The sequence below is a fragment of the Pseudomonas sp. MYb13 genome, from assembly GCF_002980075.1.
GTDB lineage: Bacteria > Pseudomonadota > Gammaproteobacteria > Pseudomonadales > Pseudomonadaceae > Aquipseudomonas > Aquipseudomonas lurida.
Window position 1 is genome coordinate 15,588 of record NZ_PCQI01000016.1, and the last position, 23,285, is coordinate 38,872.

Annotated in this window: 21 protein-coding genes; 13 read left to right on the forward strand and 8 right to left on the reverse strand. The window is 62.7% G+C overall.

Annotation, left to right across the window (positions count from 1 at the left end; translation table 11 throughout):
- Positions 1-240: 240 nt before the first annotated feature.
- Both CQ002_RS22925 and CQ002_RS22930 read left to right on the forward strand, forming a co-directional pair.
- Complete coding sequence (locus CQ002_RS22925; protein ID WP_098466916.1) at positions 241-1,035, forward strand: helix-turn-helix transcriptional regulator; 795 nt, start codon at positions 241-243, stop codon at positions 1,033-1,035.
- Positions 1,035-2,477 carry an efflux transporter outer membrane subunit gene (locus CQ002_RS22930; RefSeq protein ID WP_052211142.1) on the forward strand — a complete coding sequence of 481 codons (1,443 nt, stop codon included), beginning with the start codon at positions 1,035-1,037 and terminating at the stop codon, positions 2,475-2,477. The genes CQ002_RS22925 and CQ002_RS22930 overlap by 1 nt, the downstream gene beginning before the upstream one ends.
- 6 nt (positions 2,478-2,483) lie before the next feature.
- On the opposite strand, the gene CQ002_RS22935 is transcribed toward CQ002_RS22930, so the two are convergent.
- From CQ002_RS22935 to CQ002_RS22965, 7 genes are all read right to left on the reverse strand, one after another.
- A complete protein-coding gene (locus CQ002_RS22935) occupies positions 2,484-2,888 on the reverse strand; it encodes a RidA family protein (RefSeq protein ID WP_105162545.1) in 405 nt (134 codons plus the stop codon).
- A 277-nt stretch (positions 2,889-3,165) separates the two neighbouring features.
- On the reverse strand, positions 3,166-4,098 hold the full coding sequence (locus CQ002_RS22940; RefSeq protein WP_034108469.1) for a pyridoxamine 5'-phosphate oxidase family protein: 933 nt from the start codon (positions 4,096-4,098) through the stop codon (positions 3,166-3,168).
- A 79-nt stretch (positions 4,099-4,177) separates the two neighbouring features.
- Positions 4,178-5,062 (reverse strand): LysR substrate-binding domain-containing protein, encoded by an 885-nt coding sequence (locus tag CQ002_RS22945; protein WP_105162546.1) that lies wholly within the window; start codon positions 5,060-5,062, stop codon positions 4,178-4,180.
- A complete protein-coding gene (locus CQ002_RS22950) occupies positions 5,062-5,982 on the reverse strand; it encodes a LysR family transcriptional regulator (RefSeq protein WP_034107419.1) in 921 nt (306 codons plus the stop codon). The genes CQ002_RS22945 and CQ002_RS22950 overlap by 1 nt, the downstream gene beginning before the upstream one ends.
- 18 nt (positions 5,983-6,000) lie before the next feature.
- The gene (locus tag CQ002_RS22955; RefSeq protein ID WP_034107422.1) at positions 6,001-6,621 is read right to left on the reverse strand and encodes a glutathione S-transferase family protein; all 621 of its coding nucleotides are present in this window, start codon (positions 6,619-6,621) and stop codon (positions 6,001-6,003) included.
- A 240-nt stretch (positions 6,622-6,861) separates the two neighbouring features.
- Entirely contained in the window at positions 6,862-7,653 is a 792-nt protein-coding gene (fetB, locus tag CQ002_RS22960; RefSeq protein WP_105162547.1) for an iron export ABC transporter permease subunit FetB, read from the reverse strand.
- Positions 7,650-8,327 carry an ATP-binding cassette domain-containing protein gene (locus CQ002_RS22965; RefSeq protein WP_034107426.1) on the reverse strand — a complete coding sequence of 226 codons (678 nt, stop codon included), beginning with the start codon at positions 8,325-8,327 and terminating at the stop codon, positions 7,650-7,652. The genes fetB and CQ002_RS22965 overlap by 4 nt, the downstream gene beginning before the upstream one ends.
- Positions 8,328-8,459: 132 nt before the next feature.
- Here CQ002_RS22965 and CQ002_RS22970 point away from each other — a divergent pair, with 132 nt between their 5' ends.
- The 3 genes from CQ002_RS22970 (at position 8,460) to CQ002_RS22980 (ending at position 11,204) form a co-directional block, all read left to right on the forward strand.
- Positions 8,460-9,536 (forward strand): aldo/keto reductase, encoded by a 1,077-nt coding sequence (locus CQ002_RS22970; RefSeq protein WP_105162548.1) that lies wholly within the window; start codon positions 8,460-8,462, stop codon positions 9,534-9,536.
- Between the two features lie 81 nt (positions 9,537-9,617).
- A complete protein-coding gene (locus tag CQ002_RS22975) occupies positions 9,618-9,860 on the forward strand; it encodes a hypothetical protein (RefSeq protein ID WP_052211128.1) in 243 nt (80 codons plus the stop codon).
- Positions 9,861-10,010: 150 nt separating this feature from the next.
- On the forward strand, positions 10,011-11,204 hold the full coding sequence (locus CQ002_RS22980; RefSeq protein WP_105162549.1) for a DUF1835 domain-containing protein: 1,194 nt from the start codon (positions 10,011-10,013) through the stop codon (positions 11,202-11,204).
- A 15-nt stretch (positions 11,205-11,219) separates the two neighbouring features.
- On the opposite strand, the gene CQ002_RS22985 is transcribed toward CQ002_RS22980, so the two are convergent.
- Positions 11,220-11,756 carry a hypothetical protein gene (locus CQ002_RS22985; RefSeq protein ID WP_034107432.1) on the reverse strand — a complete coding sequence of 179 codons (537 nt, stop codon included), beginning with the start codon at positions 11,754-11,756 and terminating at the stop codon, positions 11,220-11,222.
- A gap of 193 nt (positions 11,757-11,949) precedes the next feature.
- On the opposite strand from CQ002_RS22985, the gene CQ002_RS22990 reads away from it, so the two are divergent.
- The 8 genes from CQ002_RS22990 to CQ002_RS23025 all read left to right on the forward strand — a co-directional run bounded on the left by CQ002_RS22990 (position 11,950) and on the right by CQ002_RS23025 (position 23,237).
- Positions 11,950-12,633 carry a molecular chaperone gene (locus CQ002_RS22990; protein WP_234010336.1) on the forward strand — a complete coding sequence of 228 codons (684 nt, stop codon included), beginning with the start codon at positions 11,950-11,952 and terminating at the stop codon, positions 12,631-12,633.
- A 23-nt stretch (positions 12,634-12,656) separates the two neighbouring features.
- Positions 12,657-13,637 (forward strand): fimbrial protein, encoded by a 981-nt coding sequence (locus CQ002_RS22995; RefSeq protein ID WP_034107434.1) that lies wholly within the window; start codon positions 12,657-12,659, stop codon positions 13,635-13,637.
- A gap of 57 nt (positions 13,638-13,694) precedes the next feature.
- Complete coding sequence (locus CQ002_RS23000; protein ID WP_034107436.1) at positions 13,695-16,511, forward strand: ATP-binding protein; 2,817 nt, start codon at positions 13,695-13,697, stop codon at positions 16,509-16,511.
- Positions 16,498-17,691, forward strand: coding sequence for an EAL domain-containing protein (locus CQ002_RS23005; protein WP_034107438.1), 1,194 nt, complete (start codon positions 16,498-16,500; stop codon positions 17,689-17,691). Before CQ002_RS23000 ends, CQ002_RS23005 begins: the two co-directional genes overlap by 14 nt.
- An 81-nt stretch (positions 17,692-17,772) precedes the next feature.
- Positions 17,773-20,958: a hybrid sensor histidine kinase/response regulator gene (locus CQ002_RS23010; RefSeq protein ID WP_105162551.1), complete on the forward strand. Its 3,186-nt coding sequence runs from the start codon at positions 17,773-17,775 to the stop codon at positions 20,956-20,958.
- Between the two features lie 23 nt (positions 20,959-20,981).
- Positions 20,982-21,629, forward strand: coding sequence for a response regulator (locus CQ002_RS23015; RefSeq protein WP_034107442.1), 648 nt, complete (start codon positions 20,982-20,984; stop codon positions 21,627-21,629).
- Between the two features lie 194 nt (positions 21,630-21,823).
- Complete coding sequence (locus CQ002_RS23020; RefSeq protein ID WP_034107444.1) at positions 21,824-22,429, forward strand: fimbrial protein; 606 nt, start codon at positions 21,824-21,826, stop codon at positions 22,427-22,429.
- Between the two features lie 76 nt (positions 22,430-22,505).
- Complete coding sequence (locus CQ002_RS23025; protein WP_034107446.1) at positions 22,506-23,237, forward strand: molecular chaperone; 732 nt, start codon at positions 22,506-22,508, stop codon at positions 23,235-23,237.
- Positions 23,238-23,285 lie beyond the last annotated feature (48 nt).

The window sequence follows — 23,285 nt, forward strand, 5'->3', positions numbered from 1 at the left end:
TGTTAATTAATTTATCGGGCATTCCCTGAATTATTTTGGCCGGAATTGCCTCTCAGAAACGTCGAATTAATGACGTGGTTTTTATGGCACGTTGTGTCCCTCGTTTCCGCTACATACGTAGGAACAATCCCCTGGCTAAATGCATTCTCGAGTACCGACTCTGGTGTGTGAGCAAAGGATCGCCCCCGCAGAGGCCCAGGGAATCTGTTGACGGTTTTCGACATCAAGGATGAGATGGCTATGAGTTTGACCAGCAGTATTGCCAACACGGAAAGCCCTAATTTCTACGCTGAAATGGGCGAGTTGATTGCCAACAGTGGCCACGCGGACTTTGCCGCACACATGCTGCACCTGGTGGACAAGTGGGTACCTATCCACCTGGTGGACCTCAGCGAATGGACCCTCGACGAGCTGCGCAACCGCGTGCTCGATATCAAGCTGTTGGGCAGCGCCGGCGAGAAGCAGGACCTGCCGCCGCCCCTGACCCTGAACTCGATGGACGACCACCCGCTGCTGCGGGACATCCTCGGCATGCAGGACCCGCTGCTGATCCAGCTCAAAGCCAAGGCCAAGAGCCTGTACCCTCGCGGCACGTCGCACCAGTGCAACCTGGTATCACGCCAGGGCAACCGACGCTGTGTGATTTCGTTTTATCGACCGCCCAACCATCGCGGGTTTTCGCTGGCCGAGCTGTCGTTTCTCAAGTGCCTGTCGGACACCCTGCTGCCGCTGATCGAATGCCACGCCCAAAGCCTGCGCCAGGCACCCCATACCGAGGTCGAACCGGCCCACACCTTGCTGGAGCAATCCCAATTGCAGCGTGAGTTCTACAAGCGCCTGTCCCTGGGCGACATTACCCTGTCGGCACGCGAGCAAGAGGTGTGCCTTGGCCTGTTGACCGGGGGCACCGTGCCGCAGATGGCGCAGAAGCTCAGCGTGAAAAACAGCTCCATCGAAACCTACCTCAAGCGCGCCGCTGCCAAGCTCGGCGTGAGTGGCCGGCATGGCCTGGCCAAATGGATGATCGGCGCCTGATGAACAAAATGTGCACCTTGGCGATAGCATCGATGCTCAGCGGTTGCTCGTTGATCCCGGACTATCAACGGCCGCCGGCCCCGGTACCGGCACAGTATCCCCAAGACGGTGTGTACGCACTGGCGCAGTCCGGCACGTCGGACTGGCAGGCATTGTTCCATGACCCGGCGCTGCAACAGTTGATTCGCGATGCCCTGGTCAACAACCGTGACCTGCGGGTAGCGGCGTTGAACGTCGAAGCGTTCCAGGCGCAGTACCGTATCCAGCGCGCGGATCTGTTCCCGGCCGTGTCCGCCACCGGGGCCGGTCAACGCCGGCGGTTACCGGGGGATGTGAACGGCACCGGCAAGCCCGCCATCACCTCCAGCTACTCTGCGACCCTGGGGGTCAGCGCCTACGAACTGGATTTTTTTGGCCGCGTACGCAGCCTCGGCGAACAGGCCATGCTCACCTACCTGGGTACCGAAGAGGCCCGGCGTAGCGCGCAACTGAGCCTGGTGGCGAATGTCGCCAATGCTTACCTCACCTGGCGCGCCGATCAGGAACTGCTGGCCCTGGCCGGCCAAACCCTGGTGGCCAACGAACACAGCCTGCGCCTCACCCGTCGCAGCAAAACCGCGGGTAAAGCCTCGGCACTCGATGTGGTGCAGGCCCGCACCAGTGTCGAAAGCACCCGCGCCAGCGTGGCCCGCTACGAGCGCCAGGTGGCCCAGGACCTCAACAACTTGACCCTGCTGGTAGGCGGCCCGGTGGATGAAAAACTCCCCGCCCGCCCACTCGCGGCTGACTGGGTGGCGCGCGTGCCAGCGGGCCTGCCCTCGGACCTGCTGCAACGCCGCCCGGACATCCTCCAGGCCGAGTATCAACTGCGCGCCGCCAACGCCAATATCGGTGCGGCACGCGCTGCGTTTTTCCCTTCCGTGAGCCTCACCGCCAACGCCGGCAGTGCCAGCACGCAGTTGTCAGGCCTGTTCAAGGGTGGCTCGGGTAGCTGGACGTTCCAGCCGCAGATCAACCTGCCAATTTTCAACGCCGGCAGCCTGCGCGCGAGTCTCGACTACGCCAAGCTGCAAAAAGACATCAGCGTGGCGCAGTACGAAAAATCGATCCAGACCGCCTTCCAGGAAGTTGCCGATGGGCTGGCGGCGCGGCAGACCTTCATCGATCAGCTGCAGGCACAACAGGATTTTGTGGCCGCCAACCAGCAGTATTACGACCTGGCCGAACACCGCTACCGCAGCGGTGTCGATAGCAACCTCACCTTCCTGGACGCACAACGGGCGCTGTTCAGCTCGCAACAGGCGCTGATCGTCGACCGCCTGGCGCAGTTAGTCGCGGAGGTGAATTTGTATACGGCGCTGGGGGGCGCATGGGCAGAGGGCGCCACGTCCCCAGTGGCGAGCGGGCTTGCCACACAAAACCCGCTTGCTTCAGGTTTTTAGTGCTAGTCAAACTTGTGGAATCACCGCCTCCGCCTCAATTTCAATCAACCACTGCGGCAACGACAATCCGCTGACGAGTATCCACGAAGACGGCGGCGGGTTGTGCGGGAAACGCTCACGCAACGCCTGCGCGATCGGCTCCTGCTGGTCACGCGCCGACTCGACGATATACAACCGCAGCATGATCACATGGGACAGGTCCCCCTCGACCTCGGCCAGGACCTTTTCGATATTGTCCAAGGCGGTGGCGGTCTGCTCGGCAATGCCAGGGCCGACGGTGCGTTCGTCCGCATCCACGCCCACCTGCCCGGAAAGCAGGATGCGTCGGCCTTCCGGGACTTCAAGGGCCTGGCTGAAGCCGTACTGCAGAGAATTGAATACCGTTGCGGGATTGATGACCTTTCGCTGCATGACGCGTCCTTGTTGTCCGTGGGAAAACAAGCCTAACCCAAAGGCATCACTCAATCTGACGGTTCAACATCCCGCAACATATCGGGCTCGAGTGACCACCGGACGCGGCGCAATGGGGCAGTGACCTTGTGGGAGCCGGGCTTGCCCGCGATAGCGGCGTGCCAGGCGACAGCAATGCCGGCTGACACGCCGTCATCGCAGGCAAGCCAGCTCCCACATTGGATCTGCGTGATGACCAAGCGGCTGTTCCCGAATGCCTACTACGGCCCGAGTCAGCCTACCAATGCCCCATCGCCAGACTGAATGGCGAAAATTCCGCAAACTGCCACCGCAACGCCAACGCCGCCGGGCGGCGGACCACCTGTTCCACGGTGACCGTCCATAGCCGCTGGGCACCCTCGAACAGGGCCACTTGCGGGCCGTCCAGGATCAACGCGGTGCGCCCGGCCACTTGCAGCACATCACCCGATTCGAAATCGATGAACAAAAGGCCCGCCACCGGGTTCACCTGCAGATTACCCAGGGTGTTGAAGAACAGGTTGCCGGCGAAGTCAGGGATGGTCAGCACGTTGCCTTCTACCTGCACAAAACCCGTGTTGCCGCCCCGATGAGAAACGTCCACCGAGCGCTGGCCGTCGACCTCGACGTAGCTGGCGACGAAGAACGTGTCGGCGTTGCGAATCGTGGTTTGGGCCGCGTCGTCCAGGGTGTCGGAACGTTCGACCCGCGTGCCGGGTTTGCGCGCGATGGCGTCGACCGGCCGCAGCTGGATGTACTTGGGGCAATTGCCGAAGGTGTGCACCACGTCGACCGAAAAGCCATCGTCATCGAGTGCGCCGATACGCCCGTTCATGCGATTGCGGCGGCGGGTGTTGAGGTCGATGCCCAGCAGGCCGACGGAGGCGCCGCCGAGCAATGCGCCGCGGGCCGGGTCGCTCGCGCAGGGCAGGCTGTCGATCTGCAAGGTTTGCGGGTCCGGCGAATGCGCAAAGCCCGGGGCGCCTTCAAGCATGGTCGCCCAGGGGATGCCCTGCTCGTCCACCACGCCCAGCACCAGATACGGCAGCAAAGGGTAGAAATCCCGATGTTGTTCCGGCAGGTGATCACGTATCACCTTCGGCCCGACCACAGCCATGCGGTCGGCAACGCCAACCGCTGCTTGCAGGTGCCGTTCGCCGGCATGCCAGGGGGATTGTTCGATCAGGTTCATGGCGAGCACCTCAGAGTGGATGCCCCGATGCTGCGCCCTGCCAGGCATTGAGAGAATAACCACGCCAGGCAATCCACTATTACGCCAGCTGAAATGCCGGGTGCTCACGCAGGGCTGCCAGGCAGTGGTCGACAAAACTGCGTACGCGCATCGGCGCATTGCGGCCTTGGCGATACACCATATGCACAGGCACTGGCGCCAGCTCAAAGTCCGGCAGTACGCGGCGTAACTGCCCGGTGAGCAGATGCTCGTGAACCGGGTAACTCAAGCAGCGAATCAGCCCGGCGCCCTGCACCGCCGCGTTGATCGCTCCCTGCACCGTGGTGCAGCCCAGGCGTGCGCGGGCCTTGAGCTGATAGCCGTGAAAATCCCAATGTACCTGTTCGGCACCGGCGATCAGCCTGTGCTGCTTGAGGTCTACGGGGTGCCGGGGTTCGCCGTTGTCAGCCAGGTAGCCGGGACTGGCGCAAAGGATGTGCCGCACGTGCCCCAACGGTCGCGCAGTCAACGCCGAGTCGGGCAGTTCACCGACGAGGATCGCTACGTCCAGTCCCTCTTCATGCAGGTTCGGGTAATAGTCGTGGTAATGGACCGCCAGCTGCACGTCGGGATAGCGGTCCATGTAGCCGGCCAATACCGGCGCCATCACATAGCGGCTGAACAACAAGGGCAGGAACACCCGCAGATTGCCCTGGGCTTGCACATGCAAACCCAGGGCCGACGCTTCGGCAGCCTCCACAGCGGCGAGCAGGCGCAGGCAGTCAGCCAGGTACGCACTGCCGGCGTCGGTGAGGCTCACGCCCCGCGTACTGCGCTCAAGCAACGGCATGCGCAAACGCGCTTCCAGGCGCGCTATCGCCCGCACCAGCGTCGGCCCCGAGACTTGCGCCGCCCGCGCCGCCGCGGCCAGGCTCGGCTGCCCTGCCAGCGCGGCGAAGAGCTGCATATCGCGATAACGCTCCATCAACTGCGCCGTTTCATTGTCGGATTGAGGGCGGCGTCCTGGCCCAGTCGATGGGTGAGGAAATCCACAAAGGTGTTGATCTTGGCAGGCACGCGCGCACTTTTCTGGAACACCACCTGGATCGGCAGCGGCGGCGCCTCATAGGCGTCGAGGACAATCTCCAGCTCCCCCGCCGCCACGGCGGTTGCAACCTGATAGGACAGCACGCGCGTCATGCCCCAGCCCAGGCGTGCCAGGTTGATGGCGGCGTTGTTGGCCGTGACCACCAGCCGTGGCTCGATGGGCACGGCCAACGGCTGGCCGTCGTCGACGAACTCCCAGCCACTTACCAACTGGCTGGAAGACGACGTGGCAATCTTGGCCTCACGCAATTGCGAAGGGTGCCCGGGCCGCCCGTGCTGGTCGAGATACGCCGGTGACGCGCACACCACCCGGCGCACCTCGCCAACCTTGATCGCCTGCTGCCCGGGCTCGTGCAGATGACCGATACGTACCGCCACATCAACGCCCTCGTCGACCATGTTAACCACGCGGTCAACCAGCAAGGCGTTGATGTTCACCAAGGGGAACCGGTCGAGGTAGTCCCCCAGCACCGGCGCCACATACAGTTCGCCAAACAGCACCGGCGCGGTGACTGTCAGGTGGCCACAGGGGATGGAATAACTGCCCGCCGCCGCTTCTTCGGCTTCATCGAGTTCGGCCAGGATGCGCCGACAATCTTCCAGGTAGCGCTGGCCGGCTTCGGTCAGGTGCAAGCTGCGCGTGGTACGCGCCAGCAGTTGGGTGCCGATGCGCTCCTCCATGGCGGCGATGGCCCGCGTCACGCTGGGAGGTGAGGTGTTCAGGCGACGCGCGGCGGCGGCAAAGCCCTCCTCCTCGGCCACCGCCACAAACACCTGCATTTCATGAAATCGATCCATCGGCGCGCCTCCATACAGTTAAAGCGACTGCAACCCCACCGGCGTACGCGGCATGCCGACAAACCCCGGCAACGCCTCGATGCTGGCGAGCCAGGCGCGCACATGAGGGTAGTCGGCCAGCGAGACATTGCCTTCGGGCGCGTGGGCCACGTAGGTGTAGAAGGCCACATCGGCAATGGTCGGCAGCTCGCTGGCCAGGAAGCGGCTTTGGCTCAGTTGCGCTTCCATCAGCTTCAGCAAGGCGTGGGAACGGGTAATCGCGGCGGCAGTGTCGACGTCAGCACCAAACACCAAGGCCAGGCGCGCAGTCGCGGGCCCGGCATGGAGTTGCCCGGCGGCGGCCGAGAGCCAGCGCTGCACGCGGGCTTGGCCCACCGGGTCACTTGGCAGCCATTGGCCGTTGCCGTAGGTGCTGGCGAGGTAGACCAGAATCGCAGTGGAGTCGGCCAGTAGAACGCCGTTGTCATCAATGGCGGGCACTTGGCCAAATGGGTTGATCGTGGCAATAAAGTCAGCAGCTTTATGCGCGCCTTGCTTGAGGTCGACCAGCACAAATTCCGAGGGCAAGCCCAGCAGGGACAGCATCAGCTCGACCCGGTGGGAGTGGCCGGACAACGGGAAACCGTAGAGTTTGATCATGAAAGGCTCCAAAAGAACGGGTATCGACGCCCCGCATGTTCCATCGCTGCCCCGTCCGTTGGAATCACCAGGATTTACAATCCAGCATTTCATCCAGCGAAACAATAGCTCACTTGGATGCAGCCAAAAAATCCCACGATCGAACCCGCCCCCTGTGGGGCTCGACAGCGCCCACAGTTGAACTTCGGCGTGCCTCAAATTCCGCCAACGACGTAGGTGCTGCACAGGCCAGGGGTGTGCTCAACGCTCTTGGAGGCGATCGCGCAGGAATCGATGGCTGCTGGAAAACAACCGCCGATAGGTGAGCAACACCGCCCCCACCGTGCCTAACGCCGATGACGCGGCAATCAGGAACATGATCACGATCTGATACCGCACCGCATCCTCCGGGCTCTCCCCCGCCAGCACCTGACCGGTCATCATGCCGGGCAGGCTGACGATGCCCACCACCGTCATCTGGTTCAGCGTCGGGATCATGCCCGCGCGTACCGCTTGGCGTATCGCGTCCTGCGCCGCTTCCCAGCGTGAGCCGCCGAGGGCCAGGATCATCTCGATGGTGTTGCGCCCCGAGGTCAGTTCCTGGGTCATGCGCTCGATGCCCAGGGAGACGCCGGTCAGGGTGTTGCCCAGGATCATGCCCAGGATCGGGATCGCATACTGCGGCTCGTACCACGGGTGGATGCGGATCACCGCAAACAAGCCCACGGCCGTGACCAGCCACGAGCTGCCCCACACCGACAGGATGCTGTCGACCCGCTGGCCCCGGTACGTGCGCCGCCCTCGCCCGGCGGCCGAAAGCCCGGCGATCAGGGTCATCGCACACATCAACGGCAACACCACGTACCAGTAGGCAAACTCGAAGACCCAGCCCAGCAGGTAACCGATGGTCAACAATTGCACCACGGTGCGCACCGCCGCCCACAGCAACTGGCGGCCAAGGCCCAGGCGCAGCAGCAGCGACAGTGCGCCGTTGATCAAAATCAACGAGGCGGCAATGCCCATGTCCAGCGCGGTGAGGTTCTGATAGTTCATGGCTGGGGCACTCCGCTCAACACACCGGCACTCATCTGCAAGTGGATGTCACTCATGCGCCGGGCCTGGTCCAGGTCGTGGGAGACCCAGATACAGGCACGCGCAGGGTCACCGGCAAACCAGGCATCGATCAACGCCTCCACCTCGCGGGATGAGGTTGGGTCGAGGGCGGCGGTGGGTTCGTCCAGCAGTAGCACTTCGGGGTTCAGTTGCAGGGTGCGGATCAACGAGACCACCTGGGATTCGCCGCCCGACAGGTCGCCGGCGCGCTTGGCGAGAAAATCCGGCGCCTTGCCGGCATGCCCGAGCAGCGTGGTGACGGCCGCCAGATCGAAGCTGCGCTTGCGCAACGTCTTGAGGCTGAAGGGGAACCGCAGGTTGTCTTCCACTGAACCATCAAGCAGCGCCGGACGTTGCGACAGGTAGCTGATATGGCTGCGATAGTGGGGAATCTGCGTATTGCCGATCGGCTGGTTATTCCACAGGATCTGCCCGGACGTGGGCGCATCCAGCAGCGCCAACGCGCGCAGGAATACACTTTTGCCAGAACCGGACGCGCCGGTGATGGACACGCGGTCGCCGGCATGCAGGGTAAAATCAATGGGCTGGAGCAACGGCACTTGGCGGCGCTCGTCCAGGCGCGTGAGGGCGCGGGTTTCGATCAGTGCGCTCATGGACGCGGTGTTCCTCTTAAATCCTGTTGGCCGCAATGGTGAGGCAGGCGCGGCAAGATTTCATGAAAAAATTCAAACTATCGCCACCCGTGCGGCTCAGAACTTCAGGTTCAACGTAGATACGGAGGCGACATGCACTACCGACAACTGGGCCATTCCGGCCTGCTGGTGTCCGAAATGATCCTGGGCACCGTGCCCTTTGGCGGTCGCGCCGAATTTGAACAATGCGGATCGGTGGACGTGCCCCTGGCCAAGCGCATGTTCGATATCGCGTTCGACGCGGGTGTGAACATGGTTGACACCGCCGACCTCTACTCCCACGGTCTGGCTGAAGAAGTGGTTGGCAAAGCCTTGGGCGACAAGCGCAACGATGTCCTGTTGGCCACCAAGGGCCGTAGCCCGTTGGACAGCAACCCGAACAATTCCGGTTCCTCGCGCTACCACCTGATTCGCGCGTGCGAGGCCAGTTTGAAACGCTTGGGCACCGACCATATCGACCTGTACCAACTGCACAATTGGGATGGCATGACCCCCATCGAGGAAACCCTCGAAGCGCTGCGGCTGCTGGTGGGTTCGGGGAAAATCCGTTACTTCGGCACCAGCAATTTCACCGCCTGGCAAATGATGAAAACCTTGGGCACGGCCGAGTTGCACGGCATGCTCAAACCTATTACCCAGCAGATCTACTACACCCCTGAATCCCGCGAAGCCGAGTACGAACTGCTGCCCATGGCACTGGACCAGTCGGTGGGCACGCTGGTGTGGGGACCGATGGGCGAAGGCCTGCTGACCGGTTCCACCCGCCGCGGGCACACGCCGCCGGCCAACACTCGCCAGGGCAGCGGCTGGCCGGAACCCTACGTGCATGACCAGGAGCGTGCGCTGGACATCATCGAAACCCTCGCCGCTGTCGGCGATGAGCATGGCGTCTCGGTCGCTCGCACGTGCCTGGCGTGGTTGAAGGATCGGCCAGGGATCACTTCGCTGATTGTCGGCGCGCGCACCGAAGAACACCTGCGCGACAACCTCGCAGCGACTGAACTGAAGCTCACCGAGGAACAGTCTGCGCGCATCGAAGCCGTGACGCGGCGCCAGCCATTGTATCCCTACTGGCATCGTTTCACCGCCGGGATTGATCGCTTTGATCCAGCGGAGCAGCCGTTCCTGGCCGAGCACCAAAAGACCCTGGATGCGCGCAAGGACAAGTAACCGCTATCGCCGTCAAGCCGGCGTCTATAGGCCGATACCCCTACAGGCGCTGGCTTGCGTCAACCCGCAAGGAGAAAGCCCGTGATCGCCCAAATCATGATCGCCGCCCTCGGCGTCGTCGCTATCTGGTTCAGCCAGAGCAAGCGCTTGAAGGTGCGCCGCTATGCCTGTCTGTTCGGTATGGCGGGACAGCCGTTCTGGTTTTGGTCATCGATCAATGCCGAGCAATGGGGGATCGTGCTGCTGAGCTGTTTCTACACGGTGGCATGGGCCAAGGGTATAAAGACCCACTGGATTGACCGCAAGCCGGACGTGCAAGGCTGATTTGCAATCGAGCGCCGCACTGCCTATATTTCCCGCCTGGCGCTCTCTACGCCACCTTCCGCGGAAAGGGCTGCGCCCAAGACACTGCACCACCCTCATTTTCTACGACTCCCAACCTTGAAGCGGAACAGGTTTGTGCAAGGAGATCGTATGTCCCGACACATCAACACCGATGGCCGCCTCAACCTTGAGCAACAGCGCAAGCGCGCCAAGGAATTGCTGCCACACCTGAAAACCCAAGACCCGAACGCAACCCTGTCCCAGGCACAATGGGCGATCGCCAAGCAGCTGGGTTTCAGCAGTTGGCCCAGGCTCAAGGCCCATGTCGATGCCATCGCCTTCGCCGCGAACCACCCCGACTTCGCCGCCAGCGATGAAGCGCGCACCACCCATTGGCGCTGCGGCAATGACATTGCCCACAGCCTGCAGGTCGCGGGGTTCAAGGGACGTTTTCAGATGCTCACCGACCCCCTGTGCATGGGCCCGGTTCGCGATGTGCCCAGCGCCGCATTCCGAGCAATGCGCAGCGCATTTATCAGCCAGGCCTTCGCCCTGGACGAAGCACAGGTAGCGCGCCGCGTCGCCGATGAATATGACCAGCTCGAAGCCTTGGCCGACGCCGATCACAGCGTGCTGTGGTGCGAAGCGGATGCCTATGACCAACTGTTCCTGATGCGTGCACTTGCGGGTCTTGAGCAAGCCCCCCGCACACTGGAGCTGATCGAGGTGGACCGCATTCCCGGTGTGGAACGCTTTATCGGCATTGGCCAACTGGCGCCCGACCTGCTGGCCTGGCTCTGGCCGCAACGACGGCTGATCGACGACGACGCGGTGCACTTGGCCAAGCGGGCCTGGGCGGCGTATTGCGCATCGTCACCAGAAAGCCTGGCGCAGCTGGCCCACGGCACACATTCGGCGCTGCCTCTGCTGGCCCCCGCGCTGTTGCGCCAATTGCAGGAACTGCCGGGCATTCGCGACGGTTTATCGCTCACCGAACGCCTGGCACTGACCTACATTGCCGAAGCCGGCCTCGTGCCGTTTGGTCGGGTGTTCGCCGAGTTGATGAGCAAGCGCGAACCACTGCCGTTTCTGGGGGACATGATGTTTCATGCGCTGATGCGGCCGTTGATCGACGGCAAGCAGCCCTTGCTGATCGAGACACAGGTGGACCGGGACTGGCCCCGCCGTGAGTTGGCGCTGACGCCCTTGGGGTATCAGGTGCTGAGCGGCGATGCGTATTGGCTTGAGCATGCCAGCCATGAACGCTGGGTCGGCGGTGTGTGCCTGAGCCCTGGCCGCCCTCACTGGGCGATAGGCGCCACCCAGCCGGTCTGGCACGGCTGACGCCTCACCCGGCGGTTACCGCTTGGGCGATAGGCCAATCGCACAGGCGAACACCGCCGGGTCCCCCTGGCAAATGGCGCGCTTAGCAATCGACACCTTGCTCGCGCGGGGCGCCGCTCCCTCCGTATCCACCGCGCGCAGTACCGGGCGCTCAAGGGTCGGCAGATTCTGCAGGGGATCGACGATTTCCATGCAGCGACGCAACGAGTTGAAGTCCGGCGACTGCGACAGCGACAAGTGCAACGTCTGGCTCACTGACACCGACACCAGCGAACTCTGCGCACAGTGCCCGTCGTAGATCAGCGTGTGGCGTATCAGCGGGTTGTCGTGGCAATACTTCAGCAGGTTCACCTGTCGTGAACGCACCAGCGCGGTGTCGATGATCAACAGGTCGAATGCCACGCCCTCGGAACGCGTCAACGCCTGCAACTCGTCGAACGAACTCAGTGGGGCGATGCGGTAGTAGCCCAGTTGGTTGAGCATTTTCTCGATCTTGATCCGTTGCAAAAGGTCGGCATCGGCAATCAGCAGGCGTAACGCTTTATTGGACATAGGGTAAACCTGACAGTTGGGCATCAGCGTCGATCACGGTAACGGTCAGGGCCAAACATGACTTTAAGGCGATTCTGAAACGGTATCCGGGGGCAGTGGCGCACTTTTAAGAATCGCCTCAAAGCCCTCGCACCGCCCGCGCCCTACCATGGCGTGCGTCCCTATCAACGCCCCATGGAATTCACCTGTGTTCATGTTTCTACTCAGAATGGTGCTGCTGGCCGGTGGGCTGTTCGCCCTCGCGCCTCCGCCCGCCGACGCCGCGCTGCAGATCGAAGGCACGCGCCTTATCTATTTCGGCCAGGACAAGGCCGCCGGTATCAATGTGGTCAACCAGGCACCGCGTGAAGTCGTGGTGCAAACCTGGATCAGCGGGGAAAACGAATCCGCCGGGCGCGAGGTGCCGTTTGCCGCGACCGAGCCGTTGGTGCAACTGGCTGCCGGCGAGCATCATCGCCTGCGCATCCTGTATGCGGGGGAAGGCTTGCCCGTGGACCGCGAGTCGTTGTTCTGGCTGAACATCATGGAGATCCCACTCAAGCCGGAAGACCCCAACAGCGTGCAGTTTGCGATACGCCAACGGCTCAAGCTGTTCTATCGGCCGCCCACGCTCGAGGGCGGTTCGGCCGAAGCGGTGCAGCAGTTGGAATGGAACACCGACGGGCACAGCGTCACGGTCAGCAACCCCAGCGCGTTCCACCTGTCGCTGATCAATGTGCAAACAGACGACCAGGCGCTCAGCGATTACCTGCTGCTCGAACCCCATGAGCGCAAGACCCTCGACGCGCCCAGCCCCTTGCCCAAAGGCACCACACTCCACTTCACCGAAATCACCGATATCGGCTTGCAGGCCCGCCACAGCGCGGCGCTCAAGTGATAGACCGCGGGGAATATGCACCTATGTCACTCACCAAACGACTTCTACCCATGTTGCTGTGGGCCTGCGCCGCCCTGCCCGCTACCAGCCATGCGCTGGCCTGCCGCGAGGACGGCACCAACTCGATCATCACCCAGGAGGCCCTGGGCACCGCGCTGGCGGTGGCGGCCGATGCCCCCAACGGCAGCATCATCTGGGAGTCCGGCCCACGCTCCACCAATGTGATCTGCAAAGACGACTACAACTACGGCCGCGAGGAAATATATTTCTACGTCAACCCGGCCAACGTGAGCATCGGCACCGGCATTCGCGTGGGCATCCGCTACAACAACCAGCCCATTACCCAAAGTACCGGCAAGGTCGGCACCGGGTTCTTTTCCGACCGAGGCTGCACCTCCAACTGCATCGGCTGGGACAAGGCGCGTTTCACCCTCAACTTCAGCGTGTTCATCGAGAAATACGACCCCACGCCCCCAAGCGGCCAGGCCAGTACATTGACCTCGTACCGCGTGTTCCAACTGGACGGCGTGCGTGGGCTCAACTCACGCCCCAACAGCAACTTCAACTACGTGGTCACTGGCATGAACGGCATCCGTTTCGTGCCGTGCACGCCGGAGCTGACCATCACCCCCAGCGTGGTCAACTTCCCCACGCCGTCACGCAAGGCTGCGGTCGGTGAAGTCGCCAGCACCGCGAACTTCAGCCTGAACCTGCGCAAAGGCTGCGACACGCCCTACACCGTCAGCGCGCGCTTCGCCACCACCGCGGGCGGCGGCAGCGTGATCAATGGATTGCTGGTGCCGGACAACAACAGCTCGGTGGGCATCTCGCTGTCCCGCGCCGAGAGCCAGCAACAATTGCCGTTCAACAACTGGTTCACCCTGCAGGAACTCATGGGGCTGGGCCAGAGCCACGACGAATTCCGCGCCGACCTGAAATGGCGCACCCTGCCGCTGCCGGGGGCATTCGACGCCGCCGTGGTGGTAGATATGTATTACAAATAGACGGCTTTTAAGGATCGTCTTATGCCCGCGGTGCACGTCGCTATTTAAAGTGCGCCGATGCGATTGAAAAGTTATCTGCTCCAGATCAACCCCGTCCTCTCCCGACCCGAAGCAGCCAGAAGGCTGCTTCGTATTTTTGCGACCGTACTGCTGATCGGCATCCTCAGCGGGGTCTATACCTTCCTGCTGTCCACCTTCAACAACGATATTTCCCAGCGCCGCGGCTACATGAGCAGCGCCATCGCCGAAGCCCACACCTTTTTCACCAACCGCCAGGCCTTGCTCGAAAGCCTCAGCCTGTCCGCGGTACGCCGGCCCTCAAAGGCCCCGGCAAACACGTTTTCCCCGGAAGAGCAGCACCTGCAACTGGGCGATACACCGAGCAACCAGTGGAGCATCTGGCTGACCACGCGCCTGCGCGACTACCTCAAGGCCAAGCAGCTCAACCTGCTTTACGTGAACGCCGGCAACACCCCCCAGATGACGCCCCAAGTGACGCGCTTGTACGATGCCACCGCGCAGGTGCTGCCGATTTCCAAGTGCATGCTCAACCGCCTCAAGGCCCTGCAGCACAGTGACCCGGCCACCCTCAACGAGCTGTGGCTGAGTGACCGCACCGAACACCACTCGCACCTGTACATCTTCATCCGCCTGGATGATCGCGATCCCGACTCCGGCTGGCTCGGCCTGGAAATGGAGAGCCGCGAAGTGTCCTCCACCCTCAGCGACCAGAGTGCCGGCGAGTTCATGATGCTCAACTCCCAGGGCATGCTGGTGTTCACCAACAGCGACAATGCGCAGTTGAGCCAACAACACCCGCGGCCCGGGGAAGAGAGTTTTTTCGGGTTTGTCGGCAGCGGTTGGCTGCCCGATCACCTGGTGATCCGCAAGCACCTGAAATCCTCGGACTGGCAACTGATGTACTCCATCGACCTGCGCGCCGTGGTCACCGGCCTGTGGAAGCAGTTGCTCGGTTCCCTGCTGTTCTGCCTGTTCAGCCTGACGCTGATCTGGCTGGTGATGAGGCGCGTCGACCAGCGTTTCATCATTCCGTCGATCCACCGCATCCAGGCGCTGATCGAAAGCGAAGCGTTCGGCCGCGACGTGATCCAGACCGCACCCGTCGCCCTGTGCGTGCTGCGGCGTACCGATGGCCAGGTGGTGCTGGAAAACACCCTGGCCCAGCAATGGCTCGGCCACGGCCCGGAGCGCGAGAGCTTGCGGGCCGGCTGGATCGAGCAGGCGTTTGCCGACGGGCCGTCGGAACGCAGCGACTACTTCGAGACCATCGACGGCCGCCACCTGTACCTGAGCAGCGCGCCGACCCGCTACAAAGGCGAGGATGTGCTGTTTTGCGCCTTCAGCGATATCAGTGCACGCAAGCAGGTCGAGGCGGCACTGGAAGAAGCGCGGCACTCTGCGGACGCGGCCAACGCCGCAAAAACCTTGTTCCTGGCCACCATGAGCCATGAAATCCGCACGCCGCTGTATGGCGTGCTCGGCACCCTGGAACTGCTGGCACGCACGCAACTGGATGCCCAGCAAAAAGACTACTTGCACGCCATCGAGGGTTCATCCTCGACCTTGTTGCAACTGATCTGCGACGTGCTGGACGTGTCGAAGATCGAGGCCGGCCAGTTGGCCCTGGAATTGAGCGAGTTCTCACCGCTGGACCTGGTGCACGAGATCATCCAGGGCTACGCGGCCGCCGCCCAGGGCAAGGGCCTGCAACTGTATGCCTGCTTCGACCCCAAGTTGCCGGAACGCCTGATCGGCGATGTGACGCGTATTCGCCAGATCCTCAACAACCTGCTTAACAACGCGGTGAAGTTTACCGACTACGGGCGCGTGGTGCTGCGGGTCAAGGTCCTCGGCCGCGATGGCGAACGCTCCAGCCTGTTGTGGCAGGTCTCGGACACCGGCAAGGGCATTACCCAGGAAGACCAGGCGCTGATTTTCGAGCCGTTCTACCAGAGCGAAGGCAACACCAACGTGGTTGCCGGCACCGGCTTGGGGCTACCGATCTGCCAGCGCCTGACCCAGTTGATGAACGGCCATATCCGCATGGTCAGCGAACTGGGCCTGGGCAGCAGTTTCAGCTTGACCCTGCCGCTGGAAGAAGCCCCCACCGCGCCAATGACCCCACTGCTGGCCGAGACCATCTACGTGGCATCGCCGATCCCGGAACTGGCGCACTCCATCAGCGGCTGGTTGCGTCGCTGGGGCGCTCGGGCCCAGACCGGCCTGCCGACCCTGCCGGAAAGCCATCTGCTGCTGCAATTGCACCCCGGCAGCGTCGACCCGTTGCTGGTGCCCGACTGGCCGGGGCCGGTGATCCATGTCAGCAGCAACGCCTGTAACGCCCTCGAAGCCGAAGCTGGCGCGTGGCATGTCAACCTCAACCACCTGGGTGCGATTCACCAGGCGGTCAGCCAGGCCCAGGGCCTGTGGGTGGCACGCGCCGATGAGCAAACGCGCCAGCGCGACCTGAAGAAGCTCAACCTGCACCTGCTGGTGGCCGAGGACAACATCATCAACCAGCTGATTCTGCGCGACCAGCTCGAGGAACTCGGCTGCACCGTGGAGCTGGCGGCCGATGGCCAGGAAGCGTTGCAGCTGTACGCCGCCGGCCAATTCGACGTGGTGCTGACGGACGTGAACATGCCCCACATCAACGGTTATGAACTGGCGCGCGAACTGCGGCGCCAGGACTGCCCGTTGCCAATAATCGGGGCCACCGCCAACGCCATGCGCGGCGAGGCCGACCTGTGCCTGGCCGCCGGCATGAACCATTGCCTGGTCAAACCCTTTGCGTTGCGGGCTCTATTCAACTCCCTGGCGCCTTATGCACGGATCACCCATGAAGCCCCTTAGTATTCTGATCGTTGAGGACCATCCCCTGCAGCACATCTACCTGCAGCACCTGCTCAGTGAGTTAGGGGATTTCATGCTCGAAACCGCCGAAGATGGCAAACAAGCGCTGGAGCGGCTACGCCAGCGTGATTTCGACCTGGTACTGACCGACCTGCTGATGCCCGGCATGGACGGCGTGCAATTTATCCAGTGCCTGGCCAGCCTGCGCTGCAAGCCGGCACTGGCGATCATGAGCGCCGCGTCACGCCGCATGCTGATGGCCGCCAGCCTGGTGGCGAAGAACCTCGACGTGGAGGTGATCGGGCTGATTTCCAAGCCGGTCGCCGCCGACGCCTTGCGCAGCCTGGTGGACCAATTGCGCAACCGCGTACGCAGCCCCTCCCCCGCATTGCCCGAACACCTGGACATCGACCGTCACACGCTGATCCAGGCCATGGGCAACGGCCAGTTCCAGGCGTGGTTCCAGCCGAAGAAGTCCCTGGCCAACGGCCGCATCGTCGCCGCCGAAGCGCTGGTGCGCTGGATGCACCCCGAGCAAGGCGTGATGCTGCCCGCTGCATTCCTACCGGCCATCAAGGCGTTCGAACTGGAAGAGCGCCTGTTGTGGGTGGTGCTCAAGCAGGCCATCCACGCCCAAGAACGCTGGCGCCAGCGTGGCTATGAAATCCCGGTGGCGATCAACCTGCCCACGCACCTGCTCAACAGCCACGACCTGGCCGACCGCCTGCTGGAGTTCGTGCTGCACCACGATGGCATCCCCGGGATGATCTGCTTCGAGTTGATGGAGTGCTCGGTGCCCCAGGACATCAGCAACTTCTACGCAGGCGCCTGCCGCCTGCGCATCAAAGGCTTCGGGTTGTCCCAGGACGATTTCGGCAAAGGCTACAGCTCGTACCTGAACCTGGTGTCCACGCCCTTCACAGAACTCAAGATCGACCAGGCACTGGTGCAGGGCAGCCATGACAACGAGGGCATCGCCCAGGCCCTCGCCAGTATCATCGCGCTGGGGCGAAAACTCGGCCTGACCGTGGTCGCCGAAGGCGTGGAGACGCCCCAGCAACTGGCGCTGTTGCGCAAGATCGACTGCAACCAGGTGCAGGGTTTCCTGATTTCCCACGCGGTTTCTTCGGAACAATTTCAACAACTACTGAACAATGATGGCCCCGCGACATCTCACTAGGAACCGGCCACGGATGATGCGTCCAATATAGGACTAAGCTCAATCCAGTGCCGATGTGTCCTGCGCCTGCGGAAACCCATGATGAAGCACAACAACGCGATCCTCGAAGCCTTTACCCGCAGCTCCCTGCGCTTGAATATAGGCCTGATGGTGCTGATAGGGATCGCGTTGCTGCTGGTCCTTACCAATTACTGGTCCCTGCAACGGGGGGTCGAGACCCGCTACGGCGCCACGCGCTTTCATTTCGCGCGCCTGATGGAAAACCTCCAGGAACAGCAGTCGTACCTCAAGAGCCTGAGCCACCCGGGGATCCAGGCCGAATTGTTGCGTGAAACCAACGTTCAGGTCAGCCTCAAGAGCCGCATGCTCGAAAACCGCCGCACCCTGTATGAAGGGCAGAAGTACTCGTATTCGGTCCCGTTCAGCGTCACGTTCGATGAACAGCAGGTCGGCGCCGCCGCCAGGCCGCAGATATTCGCCCTGGGTGCGCACCTGACCAGCTACTACAGCGCCTTCTGGTCCTCATCCCCTTACGAGGCGCCGCAAACCTTCCTGCTCGACCGCCAGACGAACTACGCCATCACCGTCCCATCCGTGGGCTACCAGCGTCGGGAAAGCACAGAGGACACCGGTAACCTTGTAGCCCTGGTCAACGCGGTGCAGCAAACCCTCAAAGAGACGCCGCAGCCCCTGGAGCAGGATCGCGTGTACTGGCAGGCCGGCCCCGCCCCCGACCACTTGCTGGCCTACATCGGCCTGCCGCTCGAAGGCACGGCCCAGGCGGTGGTGGGCACCCTGCTGGACCTGGCGCGGGTCGACGACGTGCAGCGCGCCCTGGAACACTCGGCGTTTGACCGCTTTACCCTGATCGCGCCCGACGGCAGCCGGCTGGTCGGGCCGGACGCAGCCACACCGCTCAGCGACGGCGTGCACTTCACGCTGGACGGCTTCGAATTCAAGATAACCCAGGCCGGGGACCAGCCTTGGAGTGCGGTCTATGGCCTGAATTATTCGCACTTCTTCCATTCGGCCTTGTGGCCGCTGAGCAGCCTGGCGCTGTTCTTCGGCAGCCTGCTGACCCTCGGTTGGGCCGGCAGCCGCTGGTACCGGCTCCAGGTGATTGCGCCGGCACGCCTGGCCCACGAACGCATTGCCGAAAGCGTGGCGTTCAGCCGGGTCATCATCGACACCGCCCCCACCGGGTTATGCGTGGTAAGGCGCAGCGACGCCAAGGTGTTGATCGAGAACCAGCGCGCCCAGGAATGGCCGGGCACTGCGCGCCTGGTGGCCGCCCTGGCCGGCGTGCACGAGGGCGCCGAGAGCGGCGAAACCCATCTGGAGATCGAGGGCCGGCACCTGCAGGTCGGGTTCGTGTCCACGCGTTATCAGGCTGAAGACGTACGCCTGTACGCCTTCAACGATATTACCCGGCATATCGAGGATGCCCAGGCGCTGGATGATGCTCGCCACGCTGCCGACGCCGCCAATGAAGCCAAGACGCTGTTCCTGGCGACCATGAGCCATGAAATCCGCACCCCACTGTATGGGGTACTCGGCACCCTTGAACTGCTCGGCCTGACCGACCTGGACCCGCACCAGAAAACCTACCTCCACACCATCCAGCGCTCCTCCGCCACGCTGTTCCAGCTGATCAGCGATGTGCTGGACGTGTCGAAGATCGAGTCCGGGCAAATGGCGATCGAAACGGCCGAGTTCTGCCCGCTGGACATGCTCGAAGACACGCTGCACACCTACGCCGCCTTCGCCCAGCGCAAAGGCTTGCAGCTCTACAGTTGCATCGACCCGCAACTGCCCGACTGCGTGATGGGCGACCCGATGCGTATCCGCCAGATTCTCAACAACCTGGTGAGCAACGCCATCAAGTTCACGGACATCGGCCGCGTGGTGATTCGCGCCCGGGTCAAGGCACTGGACAGCGAACACGTTGACCTGGAATGGCAGGTCACCGACTCCGGCGTGGGCATTCCCGAAGCGCAGCAAGCCAAGTTGTTCGACCTGTTCTACCAGGCACCGGACACTGCAGGTGAAGGCGGTGCCGGCCTGGGCCTGCCGATCTGCCGGTGGCTGGCGCAGATGATGGAGGGCGAGATCAAAGTGGTCAGCGAGCCGGGCCTGGGCAGCAGCTTCACCTTGAAGATGCGCCTGCCCCTGAGCAGCGGCACCCTGACTCACCTGCCGCTGATCGATCCCAGCCCGACGCCGGTGTACGTGCAGGCGCCGGTGCGCGAGCTGGCCCAGTCGCTGTGTGACTGGCTCAACCGCCTGGGCATCAGCGCGGCACTGGCGGCGAACGGGCAGGAACAGGACAACCGCCACGCGGTGCTATTGGATGCACTCCCCGGCGAGCTCGCCCAACCCTGGGCCGGCCCGCGCGTGGTGTGCCTGCCGGGCGCCCATAGCCCGCCGCTGCATACCGACCAGGGCTGGCGCGTGGATCTGCACGATGTGCGCAGTATCGCTGCCACCGTGTCCCTGGCCCAGCACGGCAAACAGGAGCCACCGCCAGCCGCCCAGACGCAGAGCGCCGGGCACTTGGGACTGAGCATCCTGGTGGCGGAGGACAACCCGATCAACCAGGCCATCATCAAGGAACAACTGGAGGCGCTGGGCTGCTCGGTGACCGTTGCCGCCAACGGCGAACAGGCGCTGCACCTGTGGCAACCGCAGGCGTTCGACCTGGTGCTGACTGACGTGAACATGCCGCTGATGAATGGCTATGACCTGGCCCGCACGCTACGTGCCCATGATCCGGGCTTGCCGATCATCGGCGTCACCGCCAACGCCATGCGCGAAGAAGGCGTGCGCTGCCTGGCGGTGGGCATGAATGCCTGGATCGTCAAACCCTTGAGCCTGCAAACCTTGCGTGCGCAACTGGTCAAGCTGTGCAAGGTCAAGCCTGCGCTCGAGCCACGCCCCGAACCACTCGCCGAAACCTGCCGCGACACCGTGCAGATGTCGGACAAAATGCGTCCGCTGTTCATCAGCAGCGTGCAGCACGACTTGCAGCGCATCGGCGCGGCGCTGGAACAGCGTGACGCACGCGGCCTCGGCCAACTGCTGCATTCGGTCGCCGGCGCCCTCGGCGCCGTGCAGGCCCTCAACCTGGCCCAAGACTGTATCGAACTGGAAAGCGCGCTGAACCGTGGCAGCCTCGACACCGCGCTGGCACTCAGGGTGAAGGCTGTAATGCAGCGTCTGTCTGCGGTGCTGGACACGCTCCAGCCCGGACACACTTCACTCACTTGAACTGGCATTACGGACGGCCCTTTATGAAAACATTCAACGTGGTAATCGCGGACGATCACCCGATCGTGCTGCTCGGGGTACGCGAACTGGTGGAGCGTGACACACGCTTTCAGGTGGTCGGCGAGGCGGTCTGTTCGGCGGGCTTGATCGAGTTGTTGCAGCGCCAGGGCGCCGACATCGTGATCACCGACTACAACATGCCCGGCGACTCGCCCTACGGCGACGGCCTGAAACTGGTGGAGTACCTGAAACGGCATTTCCCGCAGGTGCAGATCCTGATCCTGACGATGATCTCCAACCACCTGATCCTCACCCGCCTGCAGGAACTGGGTGTGGTCGGCATCATCCAGAAAAGCCAGTTGCACACCGAGATCCAACTGGCGCTCAAGGCGATCGCCCAACACAGTGCCTACCGCAGCCTGGAGCCGGCCAAGACCTCCGTGATCGAGACCCTCACGGCCATCGACGAGCGCTTCTCGACCTTGTCACCCAAGGAGTTTGAAATCCTGCGCCTGTTTATCTCCGGCATGAGTGTCAGCGATATTGCGCGCAGCCAGAACCGAAGTTCAAAAACCATCAGCGCGCAAAAAATATCGGCCATGCGCAAACTTGAAGTCAGCAGTGACCAGGATCTTCTTGCCTATTGCCTGGCGCGTAACATTTTCAACTAAGCGGTAACTTAAAAGCCATTCAGGGACAATGGCTTGAGCCTTTTTTTTCCGGCTAAAAACCGTCCATAAGTGCAACTAGACCGCTCGCTGCGGCGCTTATAAGAATCGTCTTATTTGCCTGACTGCCCTCGCCTCTTACTATTTCCTGGCAGTTCAGAAACCGCACTTTCCAATTCACACTTATGGACATCATCATGAAGAAGTTTTCCCTGGCTGTTATCGCCTCGGCCATTCTCTGCGCCTCCGGCAGCGCATTCGCCGAAGAGACTGCAGCTCCGACGCCGACGCTGGGCGGCAGCGGCAAAATCACCTTCACCGGCGTCATCAACAACGATGCTTGCTCGGTAGACGGCGCCAACTCCGACCGCACCATTTCGGTCGACATGGGCAACGTCTCGATCAAGGACATGGGCACTGCGGAAAACCCAACCGCAGGTCGCGTAACCGCCAAAGACTTCAACCTGAACGTCAACTGCAACCAGGGCACCAAGGTCGCGATGATCTTTGACGCCAACAACGGCGGCTCGGGCCTGGTGACCGGCAAGAACGTCCTGGCCCTGAACCCGGGTTCGGCCACCGCGCAAAACGTCGGTATCGCCCTGCTCGACAGCAAAGGCACGCTGATCGACCTCAGCTCGCCAGCCACCGCACGCATCGAAAGCACCATGCACGGCCAGGGCACCGAAGGCGGCGACGCCACCTTGAGCTTCGCCGCTGCCTACGTCACCACCGGTGCCGCCGGTGCATCGACGGCCGGTCGCGGTGACGCCACCCTGCCGTTCATCCTGCAATACGAGTAAACGCGGCGCTGTGCACCGTGCGCGCGAGGCCTTGCGGCCTCGCCATTCCCCCTTCTGATGACACCGGACAAACCTCATGCTGCCTCGTTCTATTGCCGTAGGCTTCGGCCTGCTGGGCATGCTCATGGCTGCCCAGGCCGCCGCCAGTATTTCATTGAATGCCACCCGCATCGTGTTCGATGGCGAGCACAAGGAAGCCAATATCACCGTGCGCAACGGTAACCAGGACGTGCTGATCCAGTCCTGGGTCGACCGCAACGACTCCAGCGGCAGCCGCGCGCCGTTTGCCGTCACCCCGCCGCTGGCACGCGTGTTCGCCAAGGAACAACAACTGCTGCGCATCTTGTACGAAGGCACTGGCATGCCCACCGACCGCGAGTCAGTGGTATGGCTGAATGTGCAGGAGATCCCCAAGGCCAGTGAAGCCGAGAACACCTTGCAGTTGGCCATCCGCCAACGCATCAAGATTTTTTTCCGCCCTGCGGGCTTAACCGGCAGTGCGTTGCAGGCCCCTGCCCAACTTGAGTGGACACTGGCCAGGCACGGTGCGCAGAGCGTGCTGACGGTGAAAAACCCGACGCTGTACCACGTGTCCATGGCCGACATCAAAGTGCAGGAACAACTGGCCAGCGACTCCACCATGGTCGCCCCTGGCGAGGAAAAACAGTTCCCGCTCAAGGGCCTGGCGCCCAGCGGCGCGATGCAGTTGTCGTTCTCCAGCATCAACGACTACGGCGCCCAGAACCACTACACCGCCGCCCTGGCAGGCGGCACCACACACGCCAGTGAATCACGCCGCAAACCCTGAGCACTTCGCCTCAGGCTCACGCTTGCTCGCCAACCAGGGATGCCACAG

Coding starts and splice junctions, on each gene's coding strand:
- CQ002_RS22970 (WP_105162548.1), top strand. CDS start 8,460: ATGCACTACCGACAACTGGGCCATTCCGGCCTGCTGGTGTCCGAAATG.
- CQ002_RS22925 (WP_098466916.1), top strand. CDS start 241: ATGAGTTTGACCAGCAGTATTGCCAACACGGAAAGCCCTAATTTCTAC.
- CQ002_RS23010 (WP_105162551.1), top strand. CDS start 17,773: ATGAAGCACAACAACGCGATCCTCGAAGCCTTTACCCGCAGCTCCCTG.
- CQ002_RS22965 (WP_034107426.1), bottom strand. CDS start 8,327: ATGAGCGCACTGATCGAAACCCGCGCCCTCACGCGCCTGGACGAGCGC.
- fetB (WP_105162547.1), bottom strand. CDS start 7,653: ATGAACTATCAGAACCTCACCGCGCTGGACATGGGCATTGCCGCCTCG.
- CQ002_RS23005 (WP_034107438.1), top strand. CDS start 16,498: ATGAAGCCCCTTAGTATTCTGATCGTTGAGGACCATCCCCTGCAGCAC.
- CQ002_RS22980 (WP_105162549.1), top strand. CDS start 10,011: ATGTCCCGACACATCAACACCGATGGCCGCCTCAACCTTGAGCAACAG.
- CQ002_RS23000 (WP_034107436.1), top strand. CDS start 13,695: ATGCGATTGAAAAGTTATCTGCTCCAGATCAACCCCGTCCTCTCCCGA.
- CQ002_RS22940 (WP_034108469.1), bottom strand. CDS start 4,098: ATGAACCTGATCGAACAATCCCCCTGGCATGCCGGCGAACGGCACCTG.
- CQ002_RS22985 (WP_034107432.1), bottom strand. CDS start 11,756: ATGTCCAATAAAGCGTTACGCCTGCTGATTGCCGATGCCGACCTTTTG.
- CQ002_RS22955 (WP_034107422.1), bottom strand. CDS start 6,621: ATGATCAAACTCTACGGTTTCCCGTTGTCCGGCCACTCCCACCGGGTC.
- CQ002_RS23020 (WP_034107444.1), top strand. CDS start 21,824: ATGAAGAAGTTTTCCCTGGCTGTTATCGCCTCGGCCATTCTCTGCGCC.
- CQ002_RS22950 (WP_034107419.1), bottom strand. CDS start 5,982: ATGGATCGATTTCATGAAATGCAGGTGTTTGTGGCGGTGGCCGAGGAG.
- CQ002_RS22995 (WP_034107434.1), top strand. CDS start 12,657: ATGTCACTCACCAAACGACTTCTACCCATGTTGCTGTGGGCCTGCGCC.
- CQ002_RS22930 (WP_052211142.1), top strand. CDS start 1,035: ATGAACAAAATGTGCACCTTGGCGATAGCATCGATGCTCAGCGGTTGC.
- CQ002_RS23015 (WP_034107442.1), top strand. CDS start 20,982: ATGAAAACATTCAACGTGGTAATCGCGGACGATCACCCGATCGTGCTG.
- CQ002_RS22990 (WP_234010336.1), top strand. CDS start 11,950: ATGTTTCTACTCAGAATGGTGCTGCTGGCCGGTGGGCTGTTCGCCCTC.
- CQ002_RS22945 (WP_105162546.1), bottom strand. CDS start 5,062: ATGGAGCGTTATCGCGATATGCAGCTCTTCGCCGCGCTGGCAGGGCAG.
- CQ002_RS23025 (WP_034107446.1), top strand. CDS start 22,506: ATGCTGCCTCGTTCTATTGCCGTAGGCTTCGGCCTGCTGGGCATGCTC.
- CQ002_RS22935 (WP_105162545.1), bottom strand. CDS start 2,888: ATGCAGCGAAAGGTCATCAATCCCGCAACGGTATTCAATTCTCTGCAG.